This window comes from Photorhabdus sp. P32 (genome assembly GCF_038085095.1).
Lineage (GTDB): Bacteria > Pseudomonadota > Gammaproteobacteria > Enterobacterales > Enterobacteriaceae > Photorhabdus > Photorhabdus luminescens.
Genome location: NZ_JAZGJN010000256.1, coordinates 18,165 through 42,057 on the forward strand (window position 1 = coordinate 18,165; position 23,893 = coordinate 42,057).

General features: G+C 41.2%; 23 protein-coding genes, 1 pseudogene and 1 other annotated feature. Of the genes and pseudogenes, 18 read left to right on the forward strand and 6 right to left on the reverse strand.

The features are described from left to right. Positions 1-9: 9 nt before the first annotated feature. Positions 10-726 (forward strand): arginine ABC transporter permease ArtQ, encoded by a 717-nt coding sequence (artQ, locus tag V2H77_RS10515; RefSeq protein ID WP_341498738.1) that lies wholly within the window; start codon positions 10-12, stop codon positions 724-726. Next, complete coding sequence (gene artM / locus V2H77_RS10520) at positions 726-1,394, forward strand: arginine ABC transporter permease ArtM (RefSeq protein WP_341498739.1); 669 nt, start codon at positions 726-728, stop codon at positions 1,392-1,394. The genes artQ and artM overlap by 1 nt, the downstream gene beginning before the upstream one ends. 51 nt (positions 1,395-1,445) lie before the next feature. Here artM and rlmC read toward each other — a convergent pair whose 3' ends face one another. The 3 genes from rlmC to V2H77_RS10535 all read right to left on the reverse strand — a co-directional run bounded on the left by rlmC (position 1,446) and on the right by V2H77_RS10535 (position 3,522). After that, positions 1,446-2,579, reverse strand: a complete 1,134-nt coding sequence (gene rlmC / locus V2H77_RS10525) for a 23S rRNA (uracil(747)-C(5))-methyltransferase RlmC (protein ID WP_341498740.1) — start codon at positions 2,577-2,579, stop codon at positions 1,446-1,448. Between the two features lie 24 nt (positions 2,580-2,603). Then, complete coding sequence (locus V2H77_RS10530) at positions 2,604-3,116, reverse strand: YbjN domain-containing protein (RefSeq protein ID WP_139655022.1); 513 nt, start codon at positions 3,114-3,116, stop codon at positions 2,604-2,606. Between the two features lie 118 nt (positions 3,117-3,234). Beyond that, positions 3,235-3,522 (reverse strand): YbjC family protein, encoded by a 288-nt coding sequence (locus V2H77_RS10535; protein WP_341498741.1) that lies wholly within the window; start codon positions 3,520-3,522, stop codon positions 3,235-3,237. 190 nt (positions 3,523-3,712) lie between these two features. On the opposite strand from V2H77_RS10535, the gene V2H77_RS10540 reads away from it, so the two are divergent. From V2H77_RS10540 to V2H77_RS10550, 3 genes are all read left to right on the forward strand, one after another. Continuing rightward, entirely contained in the window at positions 3,713-3,973 is a 261-nt protein-coding gene (locus V2H77_RS10540; RefSeq protein ID WP_011145878.1) for a GrxA family glutaredoxin, read from the forward strand. 660 nt (positions 3,974-4,633) lie between these two features. Continuing rightward, on the forward strand, positions 4,634-5,242 hold the full coding sequence (gene ybjG, locus V2H77_RS10545; RefSeq protein WP_341498742.1) for an undecaprenyl-diphosphate phosphatase: 609 nt from the start codon (positions 4,634-4,636) through the stop codon (positions 5,240-5,242). A 982-nt stretch (positions 5,243-6,224) separates the two neighbouring features. After that, the gene (locus V2H77_RS10550) at positions 6,225-7,523 is read left to right on the forward strand and encodes an HAAAP family serine/threonine permease (RefSeq protein WP_341498743.1); all 1,299 of its coding nucleotides are present in this window, start codon (positions 6,225-6,227) and stop codon (positions 7,521-7,523) included. 73 nt (positions 7,524-7,596) lie between these two features. Here the strand turns inward: V2H77_RS10550 and V2H77_RS10555 are convergent, their stop codons facing one another. Beyond that, positions 7,597-8,421, reverse strand: a complete 825-nt coding sequence (locus V2H77_RS10555; protein WP_341498744.1) for a hypothetical protein — start codon at positions 8,419-8,421, stop codon at positions 7,597-7,599. A 989-nt stretch (positions 8,422-9,410) separates the two neighbouring features. Between V2H77_RS10555 and V2H77_RS10560 the strand changes: the two genes are divergently transcribed. The 3 genes from V2H77_RS10560 to V2H77_RS10570 all read left to right on the forward strand — a co-directional run bounded on the left by V2H77_RS10560 (position 9,411) and on the right by V2H77_RS10570 (position 12,789). Then, on the forward strand, positions 9,411-9,725 hold the full coding sequence (locus tag V2H77_RS10560; RefSeq protein ID WP_074524987.1) for a Cro/Cl family transcriptional regulator: 315 nt from the start codon (positions 9,411-9,413) through the stop codon (positions 9,723-9,725). A gap of 1,148 nt (positions 9,726-10,873) precedes the next feature. After that, entirely contained in the window at positions 10,874-11,230 is a 357-nt protein-coding gene (locus V2H77_RS10565) for a hypothetical protein (RefSeq protein ID WP_139655028.1), read from the forward strand. A gap of 704 nt (positions 11,231-11,934) precedes the next feature. Further along, positions 11,935-12,789 carry a hypothetical protein gene (locus V2H77_RS10570; RefSeq protein ID WP_341498745.1) on the forward strand — a complete coding sequence of 285 codons (855 nt, stop codon included), beginning with the start codon at positions 11,935-11,937 and terminating at the stop codon, positions 12,787-12,789. A 78-nt stretch (positions 12,790-12,867) separates the two neighbouring features. On the opposite strand, the gene V2H77_RS10575 is transcribed toward V2H77_RS10570, so the two are convergent. After that, positions 12,868-14,073: a serine hydrolase gene (locus V2H77_RS10575; protein ID WP_341498746.1), complete on the reverse strand. Its 1,206-nt coding sequence runs from the start codon at positions 14,071-14,073 to the stop codon at positions 12,868-12,870. Between the two features lie 181 nt (positions 14,074-14,254). Here V2H77_RS10575 and V2H77_RS10580 point away from each other — a divergent pair, with 181 nt between their 5' ends. Further along, on the forward strand, positions 14,255-14,875 hold the full coding sequence (locus V2H77_RS10580) for a glutathione S-transferase family protein (protein ID WP_265380149.1): 621 nt from the start codon (positions 14,255-14,257) through the stop codon (positions 14,873-14,875). 6 nt (positions 14,876-14,881) lie between these two features. On the opposite strand, the gene V2H77_RS10585 is transcribed toward V2H77_RS10580, so the two are convergent. Beyond that, a complete protein-coding gene (locus V2H77_RS10585) occupies positions 14,882-15,709 on the reverse strand; it encodes an SDR family oxidoreductase (protein ID WP_341498747.1) in 828 nt (275 codons plus the stop codon). A gap of 283 nt (positions 15,710-15,992) precedes the next feature. Between V2H77_RS10585 and hisL the strand changes: the two genes are divergently transcribed. The 9 genes and pseudogenes from hisL to hisIE all read left to right on the forward strand — a co-directional run bounded on the left by hisL (position 15,993) and on the right by hisIE (position 23,252). Continuing rightward, positions 15,993-16,040 (forward strand): his operon leader peptide, encoded by a 48-nt coding sequence (hisL, locus tag V2H77_RS23630; RefSeq protein WP_109791964.1) that lies wholly within the window; start codon positions 15,993-15,995, stop codon positions 16,038-16,040. Next, positions 16,016-16,139, forward strand: a sequence feature (His leader region). It overlaps the preceding gene by 25 nt. Before the next feature lie 26 nt (positions 16,140-16,165). Beyond that, positions 16,166-17,065, forward strand: a complete 900-nt coding sequence (hisG, locus tag V2H77_RS10590) for an ATP phosphoribosyltransferase (protein WP_049583418.1) — start codon at positions 16,166-16,168, stop codon at positions 17,063-17,065. A 6-nt stretch (positions 17,066-17,071) separates the two neighbouring features. Next, a pseudogene (gene hisD / locus V2H77_RS10595) lies at positions 17,072-18,370 on the forward strand (histidinol dehydrogenase); the annotation flags it as partial. A gap of 21 nt (positions 18,371-18,391) precedes the next feature. After that, the gene (hisC, locus tag V2H77_RS10600) at positions 18,392-19,495 is read left to right on the forward strand and encodes a histidinol-phosphate transaminase (protein ID WP_341498753.1); all 1,104 of its coding nucleotides are present in this window, start codon (positions 18,392-18,394) and stop codon (positions 19,493-19,495) included. After that, a complete protein-coding gene (hisB, locus tag V2H77_RS10605; RefSeq protein WP_341498748.1) occupies positions 19,495-20,562 on the forward strand; it encodes a bifunctional histidinol-phosphatase/imidazoleglycerol-phosphate dehydratase HisB in 1,068 nt (355 codons plus the stop codon). Before hisC ends, hisB begins: the two co-directional genes overlap by 1 nt. Beyond that, positions 20,562-21,152: an imidazole glycerol phosphate synthase subunit HisH gene (hisH, locus tag V2H77_RS10610; RefSeq protein WP_341498749.1), complete on the forward strand. Its 591-nt coding sequence runs from the start codon at positions 20,562-20,564 to the stop codon at positions 21,150-21,152. The genes hisB and hisH overlap by 1 nt, the downstream gene beginning before the upstream one ends. Before the next feature lie 5 nt (positions 21,153-21,157). Then, positions 21,158-21,895: a 1-(5-phosphoribosyl)-5-[(5-phosphoribosylamino)methylideneamino]imidazole-4-carboxamide isomerase gene (gene hisA, locus V2H77_RS10615; protein WP_341498750.1), complete on the forward strand. Its 738-nt coding sequence runs from the start codon at positions 21,158-21,160 to the stop codon at positions 21,893-21,895. Beyond that, positions 21,877-22,653, forward strand: a complete 777-nt coding sequence (gene hisF / locus V2H77_RS10620; protein WP_341498751.1) for an imidazole glycerol phosphate synthase subunit HisF — start codon at positions 21,877-21,879, stop codon at positions 22,651-22,653. Before hisA ends, hisF begins: the two co-directional genes overlap by 19 nt. Continuing rightward, positions 22,647-23,252, forward strand: a complete 606-nt coding sequence (hisIE, locus tag V2H77_RS10625) for a bifunctional phosphoribosyl-AMP cyclohydrolase/phosphoribosyl-ATP diphosphatase HisIE (protein WP_341498752.1) — start codon at positions 22,647-22,649, stop codon at positions 23,250-23,252. The genes hisF and hisIE overlap by 7 nt, the downstream gene beginning before the upstream one ends. The last annotated feature ends 641 nt before the right edge of the window (positions 23,253-23,893 follow it).

Sequence of the window (23,893 nt, forward strand, 5' to 3'; positions counted from 1 at the left end):
AGAATTTCCATGAATGAATTCCAATCTCTAACAAGCGCCGCCGGCATCACCGTCGGCCTTGCCGTGTCTGCATTAGTGCTTGGTCTGATTTTAGCCATGCTATTTGCTGCCTGGGAATCAGCCCGTTGGAAACCCTTCGCCATACTTGGTACCTGTTGGGTCACTCTGTTCAGAGGATTGCCGGAAATTTTGGTCGTGCTGTTCGTCTACTTCGGCGCATCACAACTTCTCATGATACTGGCTGATGGCTTTGACGTTGATCTTATCTTCTGGCACCCCAGAATTCAGATAGATATTCAAGACTTTTATGTCAGCCCCTTTCTTTGTGGCGTCATTGCACTTTCTCTGCTCTACTCTGCCTATGCATCCCAGACACTCCGTGGTGCGATAAAAGCCATTCCTATCGGCCAATGGGAAGCCGGTCAGGCATTAGGTCTTGGTCGCGCTGAAATATTTTTCCGCCTGATCATGCCCCAAATGTGGCGGCATGCTCTGCCCGGGCTCGGCAACCAATGGTTAGTTTTGCTGAAAGACACCGCGCTGGTATCGCTTATCAGCGTGAATGATCTGATGCAACAAACCAAAAGTATTGCCACACGGACTCAGGAACCCTTTACCTGGTATATGATTGTGGCGCTTATCTATCTAGCCATCACTTTACTCAGTCAATTTATTCTAAAGAAAATTGAGATGCATACCACCCGCTTTGATCGGAGTGTTTCCTAATGCTTGAGTATATCCAACAGATTTTGCCGGGGCTGACAACCAGTCTAAGCCTGACCGTCACAGCGCTTTTTGTTGCTTTCATGATGTCCGTTCTGTTCACTATGGTTCTGACCCTGAAATTGCCGGTACTGACACAACTGGTAAAAACCTACATTACTCTGTTCACCGGTACCCCTTTGCTGGTGCAGTTCTTTCTGATTTATTACGGACCTGGGCAATTTCCATCCATAAAAGCGCACCCGTGGCTTTGGCAATTACTGTCTGAACCCTGGCTGTGCGCAATGGTAACACTGGCGCTTAACAGCGCAGCATATTCTACGCTGCTATTCTATGGCGCGGTAAAGGCCATTCCTGCTGGTCAGTGGCAATCCTGTCAAGCATTGGGCATGTCTAAAGCACAATCTATGCGAATCTTACTGCCTTATGCCTTTAAACGGGCGTTATCTTCCTATTCCAACGAAGTTGTATTGATTTTCAAAAGTACCTCTCTCGCAAGCACCATTACTTTGCTGGAAGTCATGGGATACAGTCAGCTTCTATTTGGCCGTAATTATGATGTGATGGTTTTTATGGCCGCAGGGGTGATTTATCTATGCATTAACGGCATCCTGACTTTGCTGATGCGAATGATTGAACGTCGTGCACTCGCTTTTGAGCGCCATGATTAAACGGGATAGGGCGTTCTATGGAACCCCCATCCCCACATATTCTTTCGTTATTTAATCGTGACTTAACTTCAATAACGTTAAAACTTCGTAATGCTCGGTATGGGGAAACATATCAAACAACTGTGTCTTTTCTACACGATAGTTAGCGAGTGCAGCAATGTCTTTCGCCATTGTCTGAGCATTACAGCTTGAATAAAGAATATAATCCGGCGCCATTTTACTGAGATAATCGCACAACGCCTTACCAATTCCCCGCCGAGGCGGATTGACCAAAACCAATTGCGGAATTTGATCTTTTGCTACGGCGAAGTGTGTTGAGTCCAAAGCTTGAAACTCGATATTTTCCAAACCCAGTATTTTTGCCGAATCACGGGCGCAATCAATGGCTTCAGGGCTGATTTCGATTCCAGTTAAACAGGTATTTTTATCTGCGCAATGCAGACCAAAACCCCCAACGCCGCAGAATAGATCCCACATGCTACTGATTTTCAGTTCACGAACCCAACGCCCCGCTGTTGCGTACAATTCAGCAGCCACTTTCGGGTTAATCTGGAAAAAGCTATGTGGACGAATGTAAAGAGGAATACCATTAAACTGTTCTTTAAGCGCTTTTTGCTCAGTAAACAAGATCTCTTTTTCCCCCTCCAAGATCGCCATATGGATCGGCTGAATATTGGCAGAAATCACCGTAAGCTGTGGCAATTGATCACGCAACCGGGGTAAGGCACGCTCCAATTGAGCAATCTTCGTTTCAGAACGCAGTACAAAACGCAACATCATTTCACCGCTATGACGACTTTCCGTCAGCAGCAAATATTTCAGTTCACCCCGCTTACGAGCAACGTTATATGGCGTCAACCCGGCGCAAACAATGAACGATTTAACAACATCGAATACCGGCTGAAAATGCGCTGGATAGAGGGGACAATGACACAGATCAACCGCCGAGCCATCACGATGCAACATGCCTAATAATGGGCGTTCTACACTGCCGCTGACGACCATTTTGGCTTTATTACGAAAGGCGCCTGGTTGGCTGGCGATTGGAAGTAACCATTGATTCACAAGGGTTTGAGATAATAACTGTTTTAGATTCTGCTGTTTATCTTCTAACTGCTGAGAATAGGGTTTTTCAAGCCACTGACAAGAGTGACAATGCCCCGCAGAATAATGCGTACATTGCATTGTAGGATGACCGTGTTGGAAATATTAGTGCAAAGTAAAAGTCGGCGCCTTAGCAGAAGCTTGTGCTTCTTCTTCCTCTTCAATGTCACTCTCAATTTCAATATCGCGATTAATATACAACAAGTTATTACTGTGAATTTCAAAAATCACACCCGCAATCTGCTCTTCGCTTTGTTGCAAGAAATGAGAAAACTGGGAAAAAGTCAGCCCGGCTGAAATAAGGAAAGATTGACACACCACCAATTTTGGTAAATTTTCATCCTGAATATCAAGAAAAGCCTTGATTGTCAGGGAACTGGCATTAATCTGGCTTAGATTAGCCATCAGAGGAATAATCGCGGTTGGTTTAACTTCAGCCAATGCAGAAAACAAGATTACATTGTCCAACAGATCAATTTTGGCATCAAATAAGCCATCAATATTCTGCATATGAGGTAGATGCAGCGCTTGGCATGAATCGCACTCAAAGTAGGAAATTTTGAGCTGATCCAACCACTCACGCAATACTGATAAGTCAGGAATGACAAGTGAACTCATCTAAAACCCCATACAACGGAAAATGAAAAAGCGCTATAGCTTACGAAATAATTCTTTATCGCGCTATCACCAATAACTGATAAATTATTTTTATCTACCGTTATCACTATCTTCTGCCTTATTCTTCTGCCTTATTTTTGCTCTCTTTTTTATGATCAATTCCCAGAAAAGAGAGGCCATACACTGCACGCCAAATGATATTAACCGCAGCAGGGACCAAACAACCCACGCCGGTGAAAATCATAACAACATGTGCTTCTGGCGTCATTAGTAAATCTGTTAAGACGACAATATCATTAATAGTTAAATATGCCAGAAGCAAACAACTAATGCCGATAATTTCTAGCAGGATAACCTGTTTTGGCATATCTGCCAATGAACTCATGCTGCCATGATGACTTTTCATCACATCCTCTCTTAATAACCTGATGCCACATTATACTACCGGAAACGCTGTTGCCAAAATTGGTATGTCAAATTAAAACAAAAGGCAATTTCTGCTTTTTTTTACAAATCCATACAGGCATAGTAGCGATCAAATAAGCATGAACAACACATCAAACCGCATTATTTTAATATAACCAAGAGGAATTTATATGTTTACTGTGATTTTCGGTCGTCCTGGTTGCCCATACTGTGTTCGCGCGAAAGAGCTGGCGGAACGACTGAAAGAGCAACGTGATGATTTTGACTTCCGCTATGTTGATATTCACGCAGAAGGTATTACTAAAGCTGATTTGGAAAAAACCGTTGGTAAACCCGTAGAAACCGTTCCACAGATTTTCGTTGATGAGAAACATATCGGTGGTTGTACAGACTTCGAAGCATACGTAAAAGAACACCAATTGCTACAATAATCGAACCTCCCGTTCTACTTTGTTGTGGTAAAAACCGCCATTGATTATTAACCGCAGTGGGCCCGGTTGGTTTGTGCAAAAAGTGTTATTTTCATCAAACTGAAAAAAATCTGATTTTTTTTCTTATCACGAAGAACTTTCTTGCCAAATCGTAGTCTGAATTAATGCCACTGCTTTTCTTTGATATCCCAATATTGAGGAACCCGATAGTCATCCATTTTGGTTTAAGGCTATCGGGTTTTTTTATCGCCTGAAAAACATGCCGCTTATATACCCTATGGATTTCAAGATGCATCGCGACGGCAAGGGAGCGAATCCTTGGGAGCATAGAGAACTATGTGACCGGGGTGAGTGAGTGCAGCCAACAAAGAGGCAACTTGAAAGATAACGGGTATAAACACATAACCGATTCTACAGATGATAAAACTATCAACTACTTGTACTATCACCACGGCAATCCAGAGATTTTTATCATATATATCAATAAAATACTTATTTTTTATCATAACGACCGCCAGATGTTTCCTTGACGGAAATATAAACCAAACATAAATAACACCAATAATTAAGACGATTAAGCTTTACTCACAAGTCGGCCAACTTTACTCTCTTGCGTCCGACTATCGTGATGTACATAAGTGACTATATGTGAGGCCCGATTTGTTAGAACAAATAAATCATGATCTGTTTACTTTTTTCAATGCTACACCTGAATCATCACCAGCCATGATTGCAATGGCGGTATTCATAGCAAAATATCTGGTTCTTATTTTCCCTCTAACATTGGTTAGTTTCTGGTTTTGGGGTTCAGAGCGTACTCTTCCTTATCATCGGGTTATCGTCAGTAAAACCACCATTGCCTTCGGCTTCGCCATGCTAACCTCATTCTGTATCGGTTTACTCTGCCCTCACGACCGCCCTTTTGCAGAAGGTTTTGGTTATAACTTTCTTCCTCACGCGCCAACAACTTCATTCCCAAGTCATCACGGAACAACTGTCTTCACTTTCGCTTTATCCTTTATATTCTGGTATAGGATTTGGCCGGGCTTATGCATGATGGCAATTGCACTGGCTATCGCATGGGCCCGAGTTTATTTAGGCGTTCATTGGCCGATGGATATGGTCGGCGCATTTATCGTCAGCCTAATGGCATGTACTTTTGCGCAAATAATATGGAGCCTGTCTGGTGAAAGTTTACAAAAAAGATTGAACAGTCTGTACCAACGTTGCTGCGCTTTTCCTATCCGTAAAGGCTGGATAAAGAGCTAGTAACATACAGCCATTTTAGGTTCATAAAAGTACGAAGTCATCATGCCAATGTTGTATTTTTAATCAGCAATATAAATGCAACTCAGTGACTTGAGATAAACGAATTCCATGTCAACCAAGATTTTTTTATTAGACATTATTGACCAATTTTACATTCAAAAATGGACATGAGTTAACCAACAGAGGAATATCCTGTATCCTATTTAACATTTATTTACGCTTAAATTCAGCACAACGATTTTCATATAAATCAATAAATCTGTACAAATCACTATGTAAATAGATATATAACGAAAGAGATTATTAAAACCCGATCAAAGGATAGCGCATACATCTTTCATTCATATTATCGATACTGCCAATCTATTATTTTGGTTTTATATATATCTTTCACGAGGATACAAGCATTACATAAGAGATACCTATTTTTAAATCTGGTAACAAATTGATATTTATCAATTTATTGACCCTTTTCTCAATTTGCTATTTTCATTCATTAATATATAAACAAATAGACAGGAAATAACAAAAACATAAGAGAATAATGAGAGTTGAGTAATGGAAAAATTAAGGTTATAATTTGACCTCATGAAAATTCGCAATATTTAGGCAACAATTACACTAAATCTCGTAACATGATGACTTTTCGAGATATATTCTGCATTTGAGACTATGATCACGGTACTATTCACTAAAAATCGCTATCTTGCCGCTATCAAAAGTCTGGTTTTAAAATTTCCAGACTTTCTTTCAAAAAAGAAAGTAAAGCGAAAATTTTGGCTTATTAATTCAAAGTCCAATTTTCGACCAAAATATGGTAATAAAAACGTTCAAATAAACGCCAAAGATATTTAAAGAACTTATTTTTATAAAGAATTGTTTTTATAAAGAAAGAGTTAGGCCACATGTATTTGCATTTATTGCATACTTGCGGCATTGTAATTTCGTTTTTTAATTTACCGCGTTATTCTCGGAGATAACTATGGATATGACTCAAACAGGTACGATCGCATCGCAGGCGACCAGCCCAAGCGATTATAAAACCTGGCGTAAATCAGATACAGTATGGATGCTTGGCTTATACGGTACCGCGATTGGCGCTGGTGTACTATTTTTACCTATCAACGCCGGTATTGGCGGCCTGCTACCTCTTCTGGTGATGGCGCTACTGGCTTTCCCAATGACGTTCTTCGCCCATCGCGGGATGTGTCGTTTCGTTCTATCGGGTAAAAACCCAGGTGAAGATATTACCGAAGTCGTAGAAGAGCACTTTGGCAGCCTGGCAGGTAAACTTATCACCCTGCTCTACTTCTTCGCTATCTACCCGATTCTCTTGGTTTACAGTGTTGCTATTACCAACACCGTAGACAGCTTTATTGTTCACCAATTACATCTGCCATCACCTCCTCGTGCCCTGCTGGCTCTGATCCTAATTATTGGTGTAATGACCATCGTCCGTTTCGGCGAACAGGCTATTGTTAAGGCGATGAGTGTGCTGGTATTCCCATTTGTCGCCGTTCTGATGCTACTGGCGTTCTATCTGATCCCTAACTGGAACACCGCAATCTTTGAAAACATCACCATCTCTGCATCAGGTGCAAGTCATGGGCTGCTTATTACTCTATGGCTGGCGATCCCGGTAATGGTGTTCTCCTTCAATCACTCGCCAATTATCTCGGCGTTTGCCGTAGCAAAACGTGCAGAGTATGGCGAAAATGCTGAGAAAAAATGCTCCCGCATTCTGGCATACGCCCATATCATGATGGTTGTCACCGTGATGTTCTTCGTATTTAGCTGCGTATTGAGCCTGTCTCCAGAAAACCTGGCAGAAGCTAAAGCACAAAATATCTCTATTCTGTCTTATCTGGCTAACCACTTTAATACACCAGTGATTGCCTACATTGCTCCATTTATTGCATTTATCGCAATCACCAAATCTTTCCTTGGTCATTACCTGGGAGCGCGTGAAGGTTTTAATGGTATGGTCGTTAAGACATTGCGCGACCAAGGCAAAACTATTGAGCCTAAAAAGCTGAATCGTATCACGTCCATGTTCATGTTAGTCACAACTTGGATTGTCGCTACTCTAAACCCAAGTATTTTGGAAATGATCGAAAGATTAGGTGGTCCGATTATCGCAATGTTGCTGTTTATTATGCCAATGTATGCAATCCGCAAAGTTCCTGCAATGCGCAAATATGGCGGCAAACTAAGTAATGTATTTGTCGTCTTTATGGGATTAGTTGCTATCTCTGCGGTGCTCTACTCACTGTTTGCATAGATAAACACTTGGTTGCTGTTCTCTTCAAACGAGCAGCAACCGAATAATGACATGAACTAGCGAGCGGAAAAACTTAAGCTCCCCCCCACTTCACCCAATCCCCCTGCTGTTCATCATATTGCCACAAATCATCCTCGTTAAAATATCCACGTTCGTCTATTGGTACCCCTTGCTCCTCTTCTTCATCCCATTGTTGCCGCAACTTATCTGTCAGGATATAAGGTGTCTTGGTCGCAATCTCTCCCGCAAAAGGAAACCTATTGCCAGTCTCCTCAAGACGAATAAACCTGGCATCGGTAGGAATATTAGAGATAACTACAGCCTCAGTTGCCGAAGGAAAGAGAATATAACCGTTAATCAACGGGAAATATCGCGGCAAACCCGGTTTATACGGTGGTGGAATGATATCAACGGCGTTCCACATAAGAAGATAATCTAACCCCTCATCGTTATTAGGCCCCATTGGATAACCTTGGTAAAAATAACGATTATGAACGGAATAATTACCCGTCAATACATATGCAATATAAAAATAGTAACTAACCAGATCGACTTCTTCTGTTCTGAACGTACCGAATATTGAATGTAAAGGAAATGTTCCCATGCCGCCAAGAAGACCAAGAATCTCATACTGCTCATCATGACCATATTGATCAATATATTTCCCGGTCTTGATTTTCGACACCTGTATATCTGTCAAAATATTATCGCGTCCATTACTTGAGTTGAACCTATATCGACCATAAAGAAAGTGCAGACTATCCTCATAAATGTAAATAAATTGTTCCTGATTAAGCATATGGAGAGGATTAGGTTTATCCGTCCATCGTTTGTCAGCACTTAAATTATTGCGATTTCCGAAACGGATAGAAAGCGCTAACGGATCAAGATACGACATATAACCACCTTTTCATCATAGAACAGTGAGCCTATACCCGTTATCTTTCAAGTTGCCTCTTTGTTGGCTGCACTCACCCCGGTCACATAGTTTGCTGCTCCCTTGCCGTCGCGAGGCATCTTGAACTCCATAGGGTATATACGCCCATTAGAAAACAATAATTATTTTTCCAACAATGGCTTAACACTATATTTTCATGTTGTCATGCCAATTTATAACTGCCTCCCCAGTATTATCTTAAATGTATTACTGACAAAGCACTAAATACATGTATTAACGCCTACCAGAAATAAGCATCAATAGAATAATGAATTCTAACTATTTTATTTATAATAACATTCTTTTATTGATAAATATAAAATTACTATAATACAATTTAGCCTTAATATTGAAATAGTTATTTACATTGCTATTTTCTTTACTATTGAGTTTTTTAAATAATAGACCAATACTTCATAAAGAAAAGTTTTTTTTATAAAAAACACACACAATATCTCATTTACATTAATATTTATATAAATTTCAAATAAATAAATTGACCATATTTACTTACAACAATCAAAAATATAATTTAAATTTTTAATTATCAAGCTAATCATTCAAAAAAAATAAATTACCAATAATATTTTAATTTAATCTAACTATATGCAATATAAAAAATCCCGATTATTTTATATTTCTTACGTTGATGATTTATTTTCTATTTTTGGCAATATAACTCTACTTATCAATTAATTAAATTATTTTCTCAATTTTATTTGACAACCTATGAATGGCACCTATAGTTATATGTGTTAGAGAAAATGTTATATGCCAATTAAAAATGTTAACTGTCCTATACTTTTAGTGTAAAAAAATTTCTTATGTAGATTGCTTTTATAGTATAAGTACCAACCACCTTATATTTCTCAAACAAACGGTTCTCCGTTATTTATTCAGAGATAATATAAGTTTATTTATTAATTAAATTATATTTTGGAGTTTATATTATGATTAACGACATGCATCCTTCTTTGATCAAAGATAAAGATATGATGGACGACGTAATGTTACGTAGCTGTAAAATCATTGCAATGAAAATTATGCCAGACAAAGTTATGCAAGTCATGGTGACTGTATTAATGCTTGATGGCACATCTGAAGAAATGCTTTTAAAATGGAATCTGTTAGACAATAGAGGCATGGCGATTTATAAAGTCCTGATGGAAGCGCTTTGCGGTAAGAAAGATGTGAAAATAGGCACCGTAGGAAAAGTTGGTCCTCTCGGTTGCGATTATATTAATTGCGTAGAAATCTCTATGTAAAATAATCGCCTGTGAAATGCTTGAGCCAAATAATAGATTCCTAATAGAAACTCGATCTGATTGAAGCGATTTCATTAATCGCAAAATACAGTAATGTTGTGATAGGCGTTTGGCGCAACATTTCCCTGGTATAATGAAGCTGATTTTTATAACAGCACATTCTACCCTATTTAAGGCGGAGCGTAATATTAACGCTCTGCCTGCCTATTTGTATTTATACCCGTTATCTTTCAAGCTGCCTCTTTGTTGGCTGCGCTCGTTCACCCCAGTCACATAGTTATCTATGCTCCCGTGGATTCACCCCCTTGCCGTCGCGATGCATCTTGAAATCCATAGGGTATAATATAAAAATATAAATTCATAAAAATAACAGAAAATACACTTTCAATAAATTGAATTTAATTAAGCGGTTATCTATTCCATACAGATAATATCAATATATTATTATCAAAATTTAATTTCACCCAAAAATATCCCCCCTGAAAATCAATCCCAGAATGGCACATAGCCCCCACTCAGTTTTTTAAAATAAGGTATAACAACATCCCCCTCATTGTACACTGTAAATAATTAACAATAGATATAATTACATCAATAACATTTCCAATTTAGAATTATTAATAAAATATCATACATGCAGGTACTATTAAAACCTAAATAGATTTAAATGAATTAATTTCAAATATTTCAGCTATATATATCCATGCGAAATATTATAGTATAAGAATAATTTCATAATGTTTTATCTGAATATTAACTGGAAAATAAAAATTTAAATCATTCACTACATATCGCCCATACATTTCAATACCTAAGTCCCCTTTCTTGCCCAAACTCTATTAATAAGAACATCCTGAATAAATAATGCCTATTGGAACATATCATTAATTTTTTCATTTCAACAACATGAAATAAATATCAATATTATTTTTTGATTAGAGTGATGCCCTTGATTATTATAACCATTTAGAGGAAATATATTATTGGCAACATTTTAACAGCATCAATAATTATATAACACAGATAAACTTTTAATATAGATTACAATTACCAATTATCTTATATTTCTTCGGCGGACAAATTACTGCTCTGCACATTTTGGTAAAAAATTCTTTTTTTCAATTACATTAAATTAAAAGGTTAACACGATGAACTATGTAAATCCTTCTTCTAATGAAGCGGTAACAGAAAATAAACCAGAACAAACTACTCAAAACCCTCAAAATCCTCAAAACCCTAATTACTACTTCGCTGTTGGTACAGTAACTTCAGTTCAGGCAGCTCCTGATCAAAACCAATTGCAAGTGACTGTAACTATGCAATTCCCTAACGGAAAATTTAACTATCTGTTATGGTGGAATGCACAGGACTACAGAGGCGCAGCATTGTATCATCTTCTTCTGAGCGCTTGCAGTAATAACAAACGTGTAAATATAACTTCTTCATCAGCGGTTTCTCCTGGTGGTTACAATTATATCTACAACGCAACATTGTTGGCTTCCTAATATAAAGTCATAAATTGCTAAATAGCTGCACCTAATTCCTTATTGTTACAATAAAAATCGAGTGTAGTGTTTCTCTGGTAGAACAAAGCTGATATTGGGTAAAAACCAAAAATATTTTTCTACCAGAGACTCCCATATCCAGGCAGAACCTTGATCACAAGGTTCTGCCTGTTCTAGCAACACCACTTTAAGTTCACGATAATTAATAAATAATATCTTATTTCAATAATGCTATTTTAATGTCATTAATCTACATTCAATTAATTTAAAAATCATTTCAAATAGAAAATAAAAACCCACAAGAATAATAAAAAGACAATAATAGACCTAAAATTAATCCTAATGAATTTATTGATCATATACTTAATATACCCAATAACAACATATTAACACAATTGTATTAAATCTATTTATGAACATTGATATTTTGATTTTTTAAAAATTAATTTCCCACCTAATATTACCTATAAAATAGTAAAAACCCATTTTCTTGACAAATATCAATAACACTTACTACTATTTTTAATACTTGAATATCTATACCCTATGGATTTCAAGATGCATCGCGACGGCAAGGAAGCGAATCCCTGGGAGCATAGATAACTATGTGACCGGGGTGAGTGAGTGCAGCCAACAAAGAGGCAACTTGAAAGATAACGGGTATATTTTTCTCTCACTCATTTCTCTTCATAATAGGTGATCAAATGTCAGAAGAAAGCCAACGTATTAAAAAGCCATCCTCAGGTTATGCAACAGATCATTTCTACGATGGAGCATGGCATAGAGCCGTCAAATTTGTTGAAGGCAGTGTTGAATTTTTTGATGTTTACGATGTTATTTTTGAGGGGATTACTTACCAATCTCCACCAATCTTAGTTTCTGAGAACCTCATTATTGTTCCTATAGCAAAAGATGAAGTTGCCTGGAACAGTAAAATAGAAATATATGGTGCTATTGGCAGTGGAGAAAGCGAAAAGATTTTTTCTGACGGTGATGCTATCCGACCTTTTGCCGGTGAACTTGATGTTTCAAATCCTCAGGAGCCTCTTGTTATTTTCGGCGGCGGCAACGTTAGTCGTTTTTCCAATTACACAGCCAGTATCAATGGGGTTGAATATGGTGGTTTGATTATCGACCCAGAAAAGAATTCAATATCCTTATTGCGCCCCATTGAAGATGGAAAGCTGATGGTATTTGGTAAAACTGAAACTGGCAAAAATGTCATTGTTTTTGAAATAGAAACTGAAGGTGAAAATAAACCGCTTAATGGATGGGTAGAATTTCATGACGTAGCAACCTGTATCCTATTCAGAAGTGGCGATTTAACAGGATTCGCTAATAGCTATGAACTCCGATATGAAGGAACGTCAACCCGCAATTATCGAGGTTTATCACCTACACACATTCGTTACGAAAATATTGGGCATCATATTAGAACTGAGGTCGAATTATGGGCTTACTGGCAAGATAAACCTGATGGTGTCTTGTTATTCAAAGGCCGGTATAACGGATCTGCGGTAAAAAACAGCAAACGTTGCTCTCTAGATGGAAAAAAATAAGTGTAAAACGTGCGCGGCAAAATGCCGCGCCTTAAAATGCCACCCAACCTGCCGCATAAATCCCATTTTGACGCCAAATCAACCAAAAATCGCCTTAAACCAACCACCTACTTTCATCACAATCAAATCCCATATGCGACTGAAAAAGCCACCTTCCTCCACCGCCTCCTTAACCACCAAAGGACGTTGTTCAACCACCTTATCCCCCAATTGGAAATTAATCACACCGACAACCTGATTTTTCACCAAAGGCGCTGTCAATGGCATCTGATTTAACGTGTAACTGGCTTTCAGATTTTTTAGCTGCCCACGAGGAATGGTAATTGCCGCATCTTTTTCCACGCCAAGAGCAACATCTGAACGATCGCCATACCAAACCTTTTCTGAAACAAACGGTTCGCTAGCTTTAATGGGCGTCACTGTTTCATAAAAACGGAGTCCCCATGCAAGTAATTTTTCACTTTCGGCGAAACGAACCCGATCACTTGGCGCACCTAGTACAACAGAAATCAGCCGCATAGGTCCCTCGGTTGCGGAAGCTACCAGATTATGACCAGCGCCGCCGGTATATCCGGTTTTCACCCCATCCACATTTATATTTTTATTCCACAACAACCGGTTACGGTTAGGCTGTCGAATGTTATTAAAAGTAAACTCTTTCTCTTTATGCAGGGCGTACTCATCAGGAACATCCCGAATCATGGCCTGACTCAATATCGCCATATCACGCGCAGTACTGAATTGACCTTCGGCATCCAACCCATGAACTGTGCGAAAATGGGTGTTAGTCAAACCAAGTGCTTTGACATAACTATTCATCAGACTCACAAAAGCATCCTGACTACCTGCCACATAATCCGCTAAAGCAATGCTGGCATCATTACCAGACTGAATAACAACGCCACGATTCAAATCGATCACTTTTACCCTGTCACCAGGTTTAAGAAACATGAGAGAAGAACCTTTCAGTATGGGATTACCCGTCGCCCAGGCATCCTTTCCCACAGTAACCATATCTTCCGGCGTGATTTTTCCCGCTTTTATCGCCTGACCAACAACATAACTGGTCATAATTTTTGTCAGACTGGCTGGATCAAGCCGCTCATCGGGATTACCCGCCGCCAGAATTTTACCGCTGTCATAATCCATTAATACATAAGCTCTAGCGTCCACAGGTGGAACGATAGGTTCATCCGATGCATAAACACGAGCACTTACCATTGATGCCACTGTCAGCACCGCAATAACACATTTCATCGTCATCGCCAGACTTTTCTTCATCATCGTTCCCCTTTATTTAATAAGAAAAAATGTCAAATTCTTATTAATATAAAATGTTGTACGACAAGAAACCAACGTAAACAGTGTAAAGATTGTGCTGATCATTGGTTTTCATTTAATCTGATAGAGCATTATTGGTAGCAAGTAAAAAACTTTCTTATTATCCCGATCCAAGGAGAAGCTCATGCTGACCATTTGGGGCCGTAAAAACTCTTCCAATGTAAAAAAAGTGCTCTGGTGTCTGAAAGAACTTAATGTACCGTATAATCAAGTAGATATTGGCGGTAAATTTGGCAAACTGGATGACCCGCAATATCTGAAAATGAATCCGAATGGAAAAATCCCTTGTTTACAGGAGGGCGATTTTATTTTGTGGGAATCTAACGCAATTGTTCGTTATCTTGCCGCAAAATTTGGTAAAGATGGACTTTATCCACAAGATCTACAAGAAAGAGCAAACGCAGACAAATGGATGGATTGGGTTGGTTCACATCTGTTTCCTCATATCCGACAACTCATGATAGGTTTCATTCGCACACCGGAAGCAGAACGGGATCAAAAACAAATAGAGCAAACCCTGACTGAAATCGAAAAACTAATGAAAGTGCTCGATAACATTCTGGCAGAACAGAAATATCTTTCTGGCAATAAATTTGGCATGGCTGATATTGTCTTAGGACCAATGATTTATCCCTGGCTTAATATTCCAATCAAACGTCCATCTCTGCCAAATATTGAACGCTGGTACCAATTAATGGCAGAAAGACCAGCGTTCAAAGAAATTGTCATGATTGAATTAAGTTGAAAAAAATCAGCTCATTGGCATCCATCTAGGATCGGGATATTGATACTTAAATCCTAACTCCCGGCAAATACGGCTGCCATCAACAATCCGGCTTCCCACCTGAGTTTCTTCTCTGGAAAACTCAGGTGGAACTAAATCAAGCTGATTACTGGCCTTAGGATAAAATTCAGCTTTGGTTGGATGAACAGGCGCGCATAAATTATAAATATGCCCACCTTTAGTCCGCTGAATTAATAAGTTAATGGCTGAAATAACATCATCCTGATGAACTAAATTGACCGGCTGATTACCCCCTTTAACTTCCTTTTTTCCCGCCAGAAAACGCCCGGCATGACGACCACTGCCTACCAAACCAGCTAAACGTAAAATATCAACGGAAATATTGGGCAGTTTGTGCAACCAATTCTCTAATTCAACCAACGCCTGAGCGGAAGATGTTTCAGGGCAAAAAGGCGCATCTTCATTGAGATTGCCAGCAACAAAACCATAAACAGAAGTAGAACTGGTGAAAATAATCCTTGGCACAGAGTATGAAAGCGCAGTATCGACAATTAACTGAACTGCCCTAACATAGTTATAACCGCCACCCGCAGTGTGGCTTGCCGGTAAAGTGATGATCATCACATCGGCTACCATCAGTTGCTCTAAATCATCAAGCGCACAATTGATCTGAGGTTCCAGTTGTAACAAATAACATTCGATACCAGACATACGTGCTGCCTCTACACCATCCGGCGTCGTTTTACTGCCAACAACCTGTATACCACTACGACTCAACGCCTTGGCTAATGGCATCCCCAACCAACCCAGACCGATAATGGAAACTTTTTTCATCACCACTCCTTCTATGCCTGATATTATTTTGATTATGCAAACAATTTGAACATTAAGCCACTGTTATTATTGGTACTGTATTTCTCCCATAAAAAAATTTTTCAAGTAAAAACAAAATATTATTGCAATATAAATTTATTGTTAAAAAAATAGATTGCTTTTAGAGCATCAAATCGTATAGGTTGAATAGCGAGCAAAAAATTTAACCTCTGCTGGTCAGTGAGTAAAATCAACCGGCAGCAAACAGTCACTAATAGCAATAATAAATTAAAGAGAAACCATTATGATCCGCATTCAATTTAGCCATTACCACCATCATCATCCTGATTAGTCTTTCAGGCGGTTGTGTGCTGGAAGACGTTTAGCGGGTCTTCCGGTGGCATGAATGCGATAAAAACCCTCGGAAGAATCTTTCCGGGGGTTTTTTTATGTTTCCGATTTTAAGTGGGGATAAAAATGTTAGATAAATCACGTTTACGTATCGCAATGCAGAAGTCAGGCCGATTAAGCGAAGATTCACGAGAATTACTGGCTCGTTGTGGTATCAAAATCAATCTGCAACAACAGCGCCTAATTGCATTCGCGGAAAATATGCCAATTGATATCTTGCGGGTACGTGATGACGATATTCCAGGGCTGGTTATGGATGGCGTCGTCGATCTGGGTATTATCGGTGAAAATGTGCTGGAAGAAGAGCTATTAAGCCGTCGCGCTCAAGGAGAAGATCCACGTTATTTCACCTTACGCCGTCTTGATTTCGGCACCTGTCGCCTTTCACTGGCTGCCCCCCTAGACTACAACTATACCGGCGTCGAATGTTTACAAAATGCCCGCATCGCAACCTCTTACCCTCATCTGTTAAAACGTTATCTCGATCAGAAAAAAATCCACTTTAAATCCTGTCTGCTAAATGGTTCGGTTGAAGTTGCACCCCGCGCCGGGTTAGCAGATGCCATCTGCGATCTGGTTTCAACTGGTGCAACACTGGAAGCGAATGGTCTGCGGGAAGTCGAAATTATCTACCGTTCCAAAGCTTGCCTTATTCAACGTGATGGTGAAATGCCCGCTGATAAACAGCAACTGATTGAAAAACTGTTGACCCGCATTCAAGGGGTGATTCAGGCCCGTGAATCCAAATACATCATGTTGCACGCACCCAGTGCAAAACTCGAAGAAGTGATTGCTCTGCTGCCCGGGGCAGAACGTCCAACAATTCTACCGCTGGCGGGGGATCAAAACCGCGTTGCCATGCACATGGTAAGTAGCGAAACACTGTTTTGGGAAACGATGGAGAAACTTAAATCCCTTGGCGCCAGCTCCATTTTAGTGTTGCCAATTGAAAAGATGATGGAGTAAACGAAAATGACTCACCGTTTCGATACCTTGATCCATTGGCAGGGATGCCATGATGAACAACAAAACGCTTTACTGACACGTCCTGCTATTTCGGCTTCTGAAGAAATCTCCCGTACCGTGGAGCAAATTCTGCATGCGGTAAAAGAGTATGGCGATCACACTCTGCGTGAATTCAGCCGCCGTTTCGACAAAACGGTTATTGAAAATATCCGTATTTCACCGGAAAAGATAGCCGCTGCGGAAAACAGCCTGAATGACGACATTAAACAGGCAATGCAACAAGCAATGAATAATATCCGCGTTTTCCACGAAGCGCAGAAGCCTATAAAGATCGAAGTAGAAACCCAACCGGGGGTCTATTGCCAACAAGTAACACGGCCTATTGATTCTGTCGGGCTCTATATCCCCGGCGGTTCCGCACCATTACTTTCTACCGTTTTGATGCTCGGAACACCTGCTCAAATAGCGGGTTGTCATAAAGTTATACTTTGCTCCCCACCACCGATTGCCAATGAAATTCTCTATGCAGCCACCCTGTGTGGAATTAGGGAAATATTCCAGATTGGCGGCGCTCAAGCCATTGCCGCTATGGCATTCGGAACAGAATCCGTGCCAAAAGTAGATAAGATTTTTGGCCCAGGCAACGCTTATGTTACCGAAGCCAAAAGACAAGTTAGTCAGCGCGTAGATGGCGCCGCCATTGATATGCCTGCCGGCCCATCGGAACTGCTTATTATTGCCGACGAGGAGGCAAACCCCGTCTTTGCGGCTGCCGATTTACTTTCACAAGCAGAACATGGCCCTGACTCACAAGTAATATTGGTTACGCCTGATGAAGCATTAGCCAGAAAAGTGATAGCGGAAATCGAAAAACAGCTTATCCAGCTTCCCCGCAATCAAATTGCCGCCAAAGCATTAGCACACAGCCGGATTATTGTGACAACAAGCCTGCAACAGTGTGTAGAAATCAGCAACCGCTATGGCCCAGAACACTTGATTATCCAAACCCGTCAGCCAGAACAACTGGTTGAAAAAATCACTAGCGCCGGTTCGGTTTTCCTCGGTGACTGGTCGCCGGAATCTGCGGGAGATTACGCATCAGGAACCAATCACGTATTACCCACTTATGGCTACACCTCAACCTATTCCAGCCTTGGTCTGGCAGATTTCCTAAAACGTATGACGATTCAGCAATTGACGCCTCAAGGGTTACTGAACCTATCTCAGACCATTGAAACACTAGCGCAAGCGGAACAACTGACCGCTCATAAAAACGCTGTCACTTTGCGTGTGGCTGCATTGAACACTGTAGGTAAGGAGTCAATTATGAATAACATTTTCGACGCCAAGCTGTTGGCACGAGAAAATATCCGCAAATTAACCCCTTATATGTCTGCTCGTCGCCTTGGAGGCAATGGCGATGTTTGGTTGAATGCCAATGAATACCCCCTGGCGCCGGATTTCCAATGCACTAAACAAACATTGAATCGTTATCCTGACTGCCAGCCAGCCTCGGTTATCCGCCGTTATGCGGCCTATGTCGGCTTACAACCTGAGCAAGTGTTAGCCTGCCGTGGCGCTGATGAAGCCATTGAACTTCTGATCCGCGTATTTTGTGAACCCGGACAAGATGTGGTTCTGTTTTGCCCTCCGACTTATGGTATGTACAGTGTCAGCGCTGAAGCTTTTGGTGTCGAACAAAAGAAAATTACCACACTGGAAAATTGGCAACTGGATATCGAAGCGATCGAAAATAACCTCGACCGGGTAAAATTGATCTATATCTGTAGCCCTAATAACCCAACAGGAAACACAATTAATCCAGATTCATTGCGTAAAATCCTGAAACTGGCCGCCAACCGCGCCATTGTCACCATTGATGAAGCCTATATCGAATTCTGCCCGGAAAATAGTATCGCAAGTTGGCTAAAAAACTATCCAAATTTAGTCATTTTGCGAACCCTCTCGAAAGCTTTTGCTTTAGCCGGTCTGCGCTGTGGATTTACGCTAGCTTCTGTGGATATCATCACTCTGTTGTTAAAAGTGATCGCGCCTTACCCGCTTTCTACTCCTGTTGCGGATATTGCAGCACAGGCACTGACAACAGAAGGCATCGCCGTTATGCAAAAACGGGTTATTGAGACCAGGAAGAACCGCGATTATTTGCAACAAGCCCTGAATAAATTGGCTATCGTTGAAAAGGTATTCCCCAGTGAAACCAACTATATATTGGTGAAATTCTATGACGCAGAAACTGTTTTCAAAACATTATGGCATCAGGGCATCATCCTGCGCGATCAGCGTAAACAGCCCGGTTTGGAGGGTTGCCTGCGGATCACCATTGGCAGCCGTAAAGAATGCAAGCAGGTGGTTGAAGCCATCAGAACCCTTTCCACTATAAATGAACAACCAAGGGAGATCGCAAGCTGATGAACCAGAAACTCCTTTTTATTGATCGGGACGGTACGCTGATCACTGAACCGCCAACAGATTTTCAAGTTGATCGTCTGGATAAACTGGCACTGGAAACCGAGGTTATTCCTGCTCTGCTCGCCCTGCAAAAATCGGGATTCAGGCTAATTATGATCACCAATCAGGATGGCCTTGGCACAAATAGTTTTCCATTAGAACAGTTTGAACCGCCACATAACCTGATGATGCAGATTTTCAATTCTCAAGGGATCTATTTTGATGAAGTTTTAATCTGCCCTCACAAACCAGAAGAGAACTGTTATTGCCGTAAGCCAAACATAAAACTAGTGGAAAAATATCTGGCAGAAGGCTTGATGGACACCGCTAACAGCTATGTGATTGGTGACCGGGAAACCGATCTGCAATTGGCAAAAAATATGGGCATTCAGGGGTTACGTTATCATCCGAAAAACCTTGGCTGGTCTGCCATCAGTGAACAACTAACCCGTAAAGATCGCCACGCTCACATTCAACGTATCACTAAAGAGACATCCATCAATATTGACGTTTGGCTCGATCATGAAGGCGGCAGCGATATCAATACCGGTGTCGGGTTCTTTGACCATATGTTGGATCAAATTGCTACTCACGGCGGCTTCCGCATGCATGTTCAGGTTAAAGGCGATCTCTGTATTGATGATCACCACACTGTTGAAGACACCGGTCTGGCATTGGGAGAAGCATTGAAACTGGCTTTGGGAGATAAACGGGGCATCTGCCGCTTTGGTTTTGTGTTGCCAATGGATGAATGCCTTGCCCGCTGCGCTCTCGATATCTCCGGTCGCCCTTATCTGGAATATAAAGCTGAATTCAAACACCAGCGGGTGGGTGATTTAAGTACTGAAATGATTGAGCACTTCTTTCGATCGCTCTCTTATGCAATGGCCTGTACACTGCATCTGAAAACGAAAGGCAGCAACGATCATCACAGAGCGGAGAGCCTGTTTAAAGCCTTTGGCCGAACACTGCGTCAGGCGATTCGGGTAGAAGGCGATATATTGCCTAGTTCCAAAGGGGTTTTGTGATGAAAGTCGTCATTCTCGATACTGGCTGCGCCAACTTGTTATCGGTAGCTTACGCCATCCGAAAATTAGGCTATCAACCTGAAATCAGCCAGGAAGCAGCGACAATCCTGGCAGCAGATAAATTACTTTTGCCTGGCGTCGGCACTGCCAGTGCCGCAATGGATCAATTGAAACAACGGGAACTGATACCGTTAATTAAAGTACTTAGCCAACCTGTGTTAGGTATTTGCCTTGGCATGCAGTTATTCGCTGCTACCAGCGAAGAAAGCGATAATGTCACCTTACTCGAAATTATTGATTCCCCTGTGCAAAAAATGGCTACTCATGGGCTTCCATTGCCACACATGGGCTGGAATCAAGTTCTGCCAAAAGCCGGACACCCGCTATTCCGTGGTATTGAAGACCATACCTATTTTTATTTTGTCCATAGCTACGCGATCCCGCTGAATACCTACACCATTGCGCAAACTGAATATGGCAATACTTTCAGCAGTGCAATCGCCAAAGACAACTTCTTTGGCGTGCAGTTTCACCCTGAACGTTCCGGTGCTGCCGGAGCCAGACTATTAAAGAATTTTCTGGAGATGTAGGCACAATGATTATACCCGCATTAGATTTGATCGATGGCAAAGTAGTACGGTTACATCAGGGGGATTATGCTCAGCAACGGGATTATCAACACGATCCTCTGTCCCACTTTCAACAATATGAACAACAGGGAGCAAAACAACTTCATCTGGTCGATCTGACCGGCGCTAAAGATCCATCCGCCCGCCAGATTCCTTTACTGCGCAAATTACTTGCAGCAGTTTCTATACCTGTTCAAGTTGGCGGCGGCATCCGTACAGAAGAAGATGTGAAAACATTGCTTGATGCAGGCGCCAACCGGATCGTAATTGGCTCCATTGCCATAAAACAACCGGCATTAGTTACCCAATGGTTTAAACGTTACGGTGCGGAAAATATTGTGCTGGCGCTGGATGTCCGCATCAATGATACAGGCATGAAACAGGTTGCCATCAATGGCTGGCGGGAGAATTCCTCCATCACTCTGGAACAGGTTATTGAGCAATATCTGCCTTGCGGATTGAAACATGTCCTGTGTACAGATATCTCCCGCGATGGCACGCTAAATGGCTCAAATGTCGAATTATATCGGGCTATTTGCCAATGCTATCCACAAATCGCGTTTCAGGCGTCGGGGGGCATCGGCACATTAAATGATATCTCTTCTCTACCTGCCAGTGGTGTAGCCGGGATTATTATTGGTCGTGCATTACTTGATGGAAAATTTACCCTGACGGAGGCAATTCAATGCTGGCAAAACGCATAATTCCTTGCCTTGACGTTCGTGACGGGCAAGTGGTTAAAGGCATTCAATTTCGTCATCACGAAATTATCGGTGATATTGTGCCGCTCGCTCAACGTTATGCAACAGAAGGCGCAGATGAATTGGTTTTCTACGATATTACTGCCTCATCTGATGGGCGGGTAGTTGATAAAAGTTGGGTCGCCAAAGTTGCGGAAGTGATCGACATTCCTTTTTGCGTTGCTGGTGGGATTAAAACCGTCGAAGATGCAGGGCAAATCCTCTCATTTGGGGCAGATAAAATCTCCATCAACTCCCCTGCACTGGCCGATCCAACCTTAATTACCCGTTTAGCCGATCGTTATGGCGTTCAATGCATTGTCGTAGGGATTGATACTTGGTTTGATGAAAGTACTGGCCGCTATCAGGTTTATCAGTTTACCGGTGATGAAAAACGCACAAAGGCCACTCAATGGCAAACCCTCGATTGGGTAAAAGAAGCGCAACGCCGCGGCGCAGGTGAAATCGTGCTCAATATGATGAATCAGGATGGGGTCCGTAATGGCTACGATCTGACTCAACTAAAACAGGTGCGCGACGTTTGTCATGTCCCTCTTATTGCCTCTGGCGGCGCAGGCGCGCCAGAACACTTTCTTGATGCCTTTAAACAGGCAAATGTCGATGGCGCACTTGCTGCATCTGTATTCCATAAACACATTATTAATATTGGCGAATTAAAACAGTACCTTTCACAACACGGCGTGGAGATAAGAACTTGCTGACCGCACAACAAATCGAAAAACTGGATTGGGAAAAAGTCGCTTATATGATGCCGGTTATTGTGCAACATGCGATATCCGGCGATGTTCTCATGATGGGCTATATGAATAAAGAAGCACTGAATACCACTATCAGCTCGGGCAAAATTACTTTCTTTTCCCGCAGTAAACAACGTCTGTGGACCAAAGGTGAAAGCTCCGGCCATTTTCTCAATTTGGTCAATATCTATCCTGATTGTGACAACGATGCCCTGTTAGCACTCGCTGACCCAATCGGCCCTACCTGCCATGTTGGTACACACAGTTGCTTTGCTCCGGCGCAAACTGAATGGGGATTTCTCTATCAGCTTGAACAATTGCTGGCAAGTCGCAAAACAGCCGACCCCGACAACTCATACACCGCAACGTTATATGCCAGCGGTACTAAAAGAATCGCTCAGAAAGTGGGTGAAGAAGGGGTAGAAACTGCTTTGGCCGCGGTAGTTAATAATAGAGAAGAGTTAACAAATGAAGCAGCCGACCTGATGTATCACCTGATGGTTCTACTACAGGATCAAGATCTGGATCTCAGTTGTGTTATTCGTCGATTACGGGAAAGATGAGGCAGATGTCAGATATCAGATGTCAGATGTCAGATGTCAGATGTCAGATGTCAGATGTCAGATGTCAGATGTCAGATGTCAGATGTCAGATGTCAGATGTCAGATGTCAGATGTCAGATTAATTTTAGATCCTTATCCCCACCATTGAAAAACAATTTCGTCTGAAAATAGTTTATTTGAAAATCAGCTATCTTCAGATGTAACCCATTATAGGTTTGTAGTTTGTAGGGAGGTAATCGATTCTGCATTAAATTAAAAAGATAGGAATTTGAACGAAAAGCCTTGATACGGATTAGCGTATAGGGTTGAGAGGCGATTTTGTATTACCCAGTGGAATTGATAATTTCTATTATATTATGCGTTTGATTTGGGTAAATTAACGGATACTTGGAGTATACCCTATGGATTTCAAGATGCATCGCGACGGCAAGGGAGCGAATCCCCGGGAGCATAGAGAACTATGTAACCGGGATGAGTGAGTGCAGCCAACAAAGAGGCAGCTTGAAAGATAACGGGTATAAATATAAATGGTTTAGTCGTGTTGATATTACAATAATTCATCCTAATTTTTCTATTTTTAATCATAGTTACTCCCTATATACCCTATGGATTTCGAGATGCATCGCGGCGGCAAGGGAGCG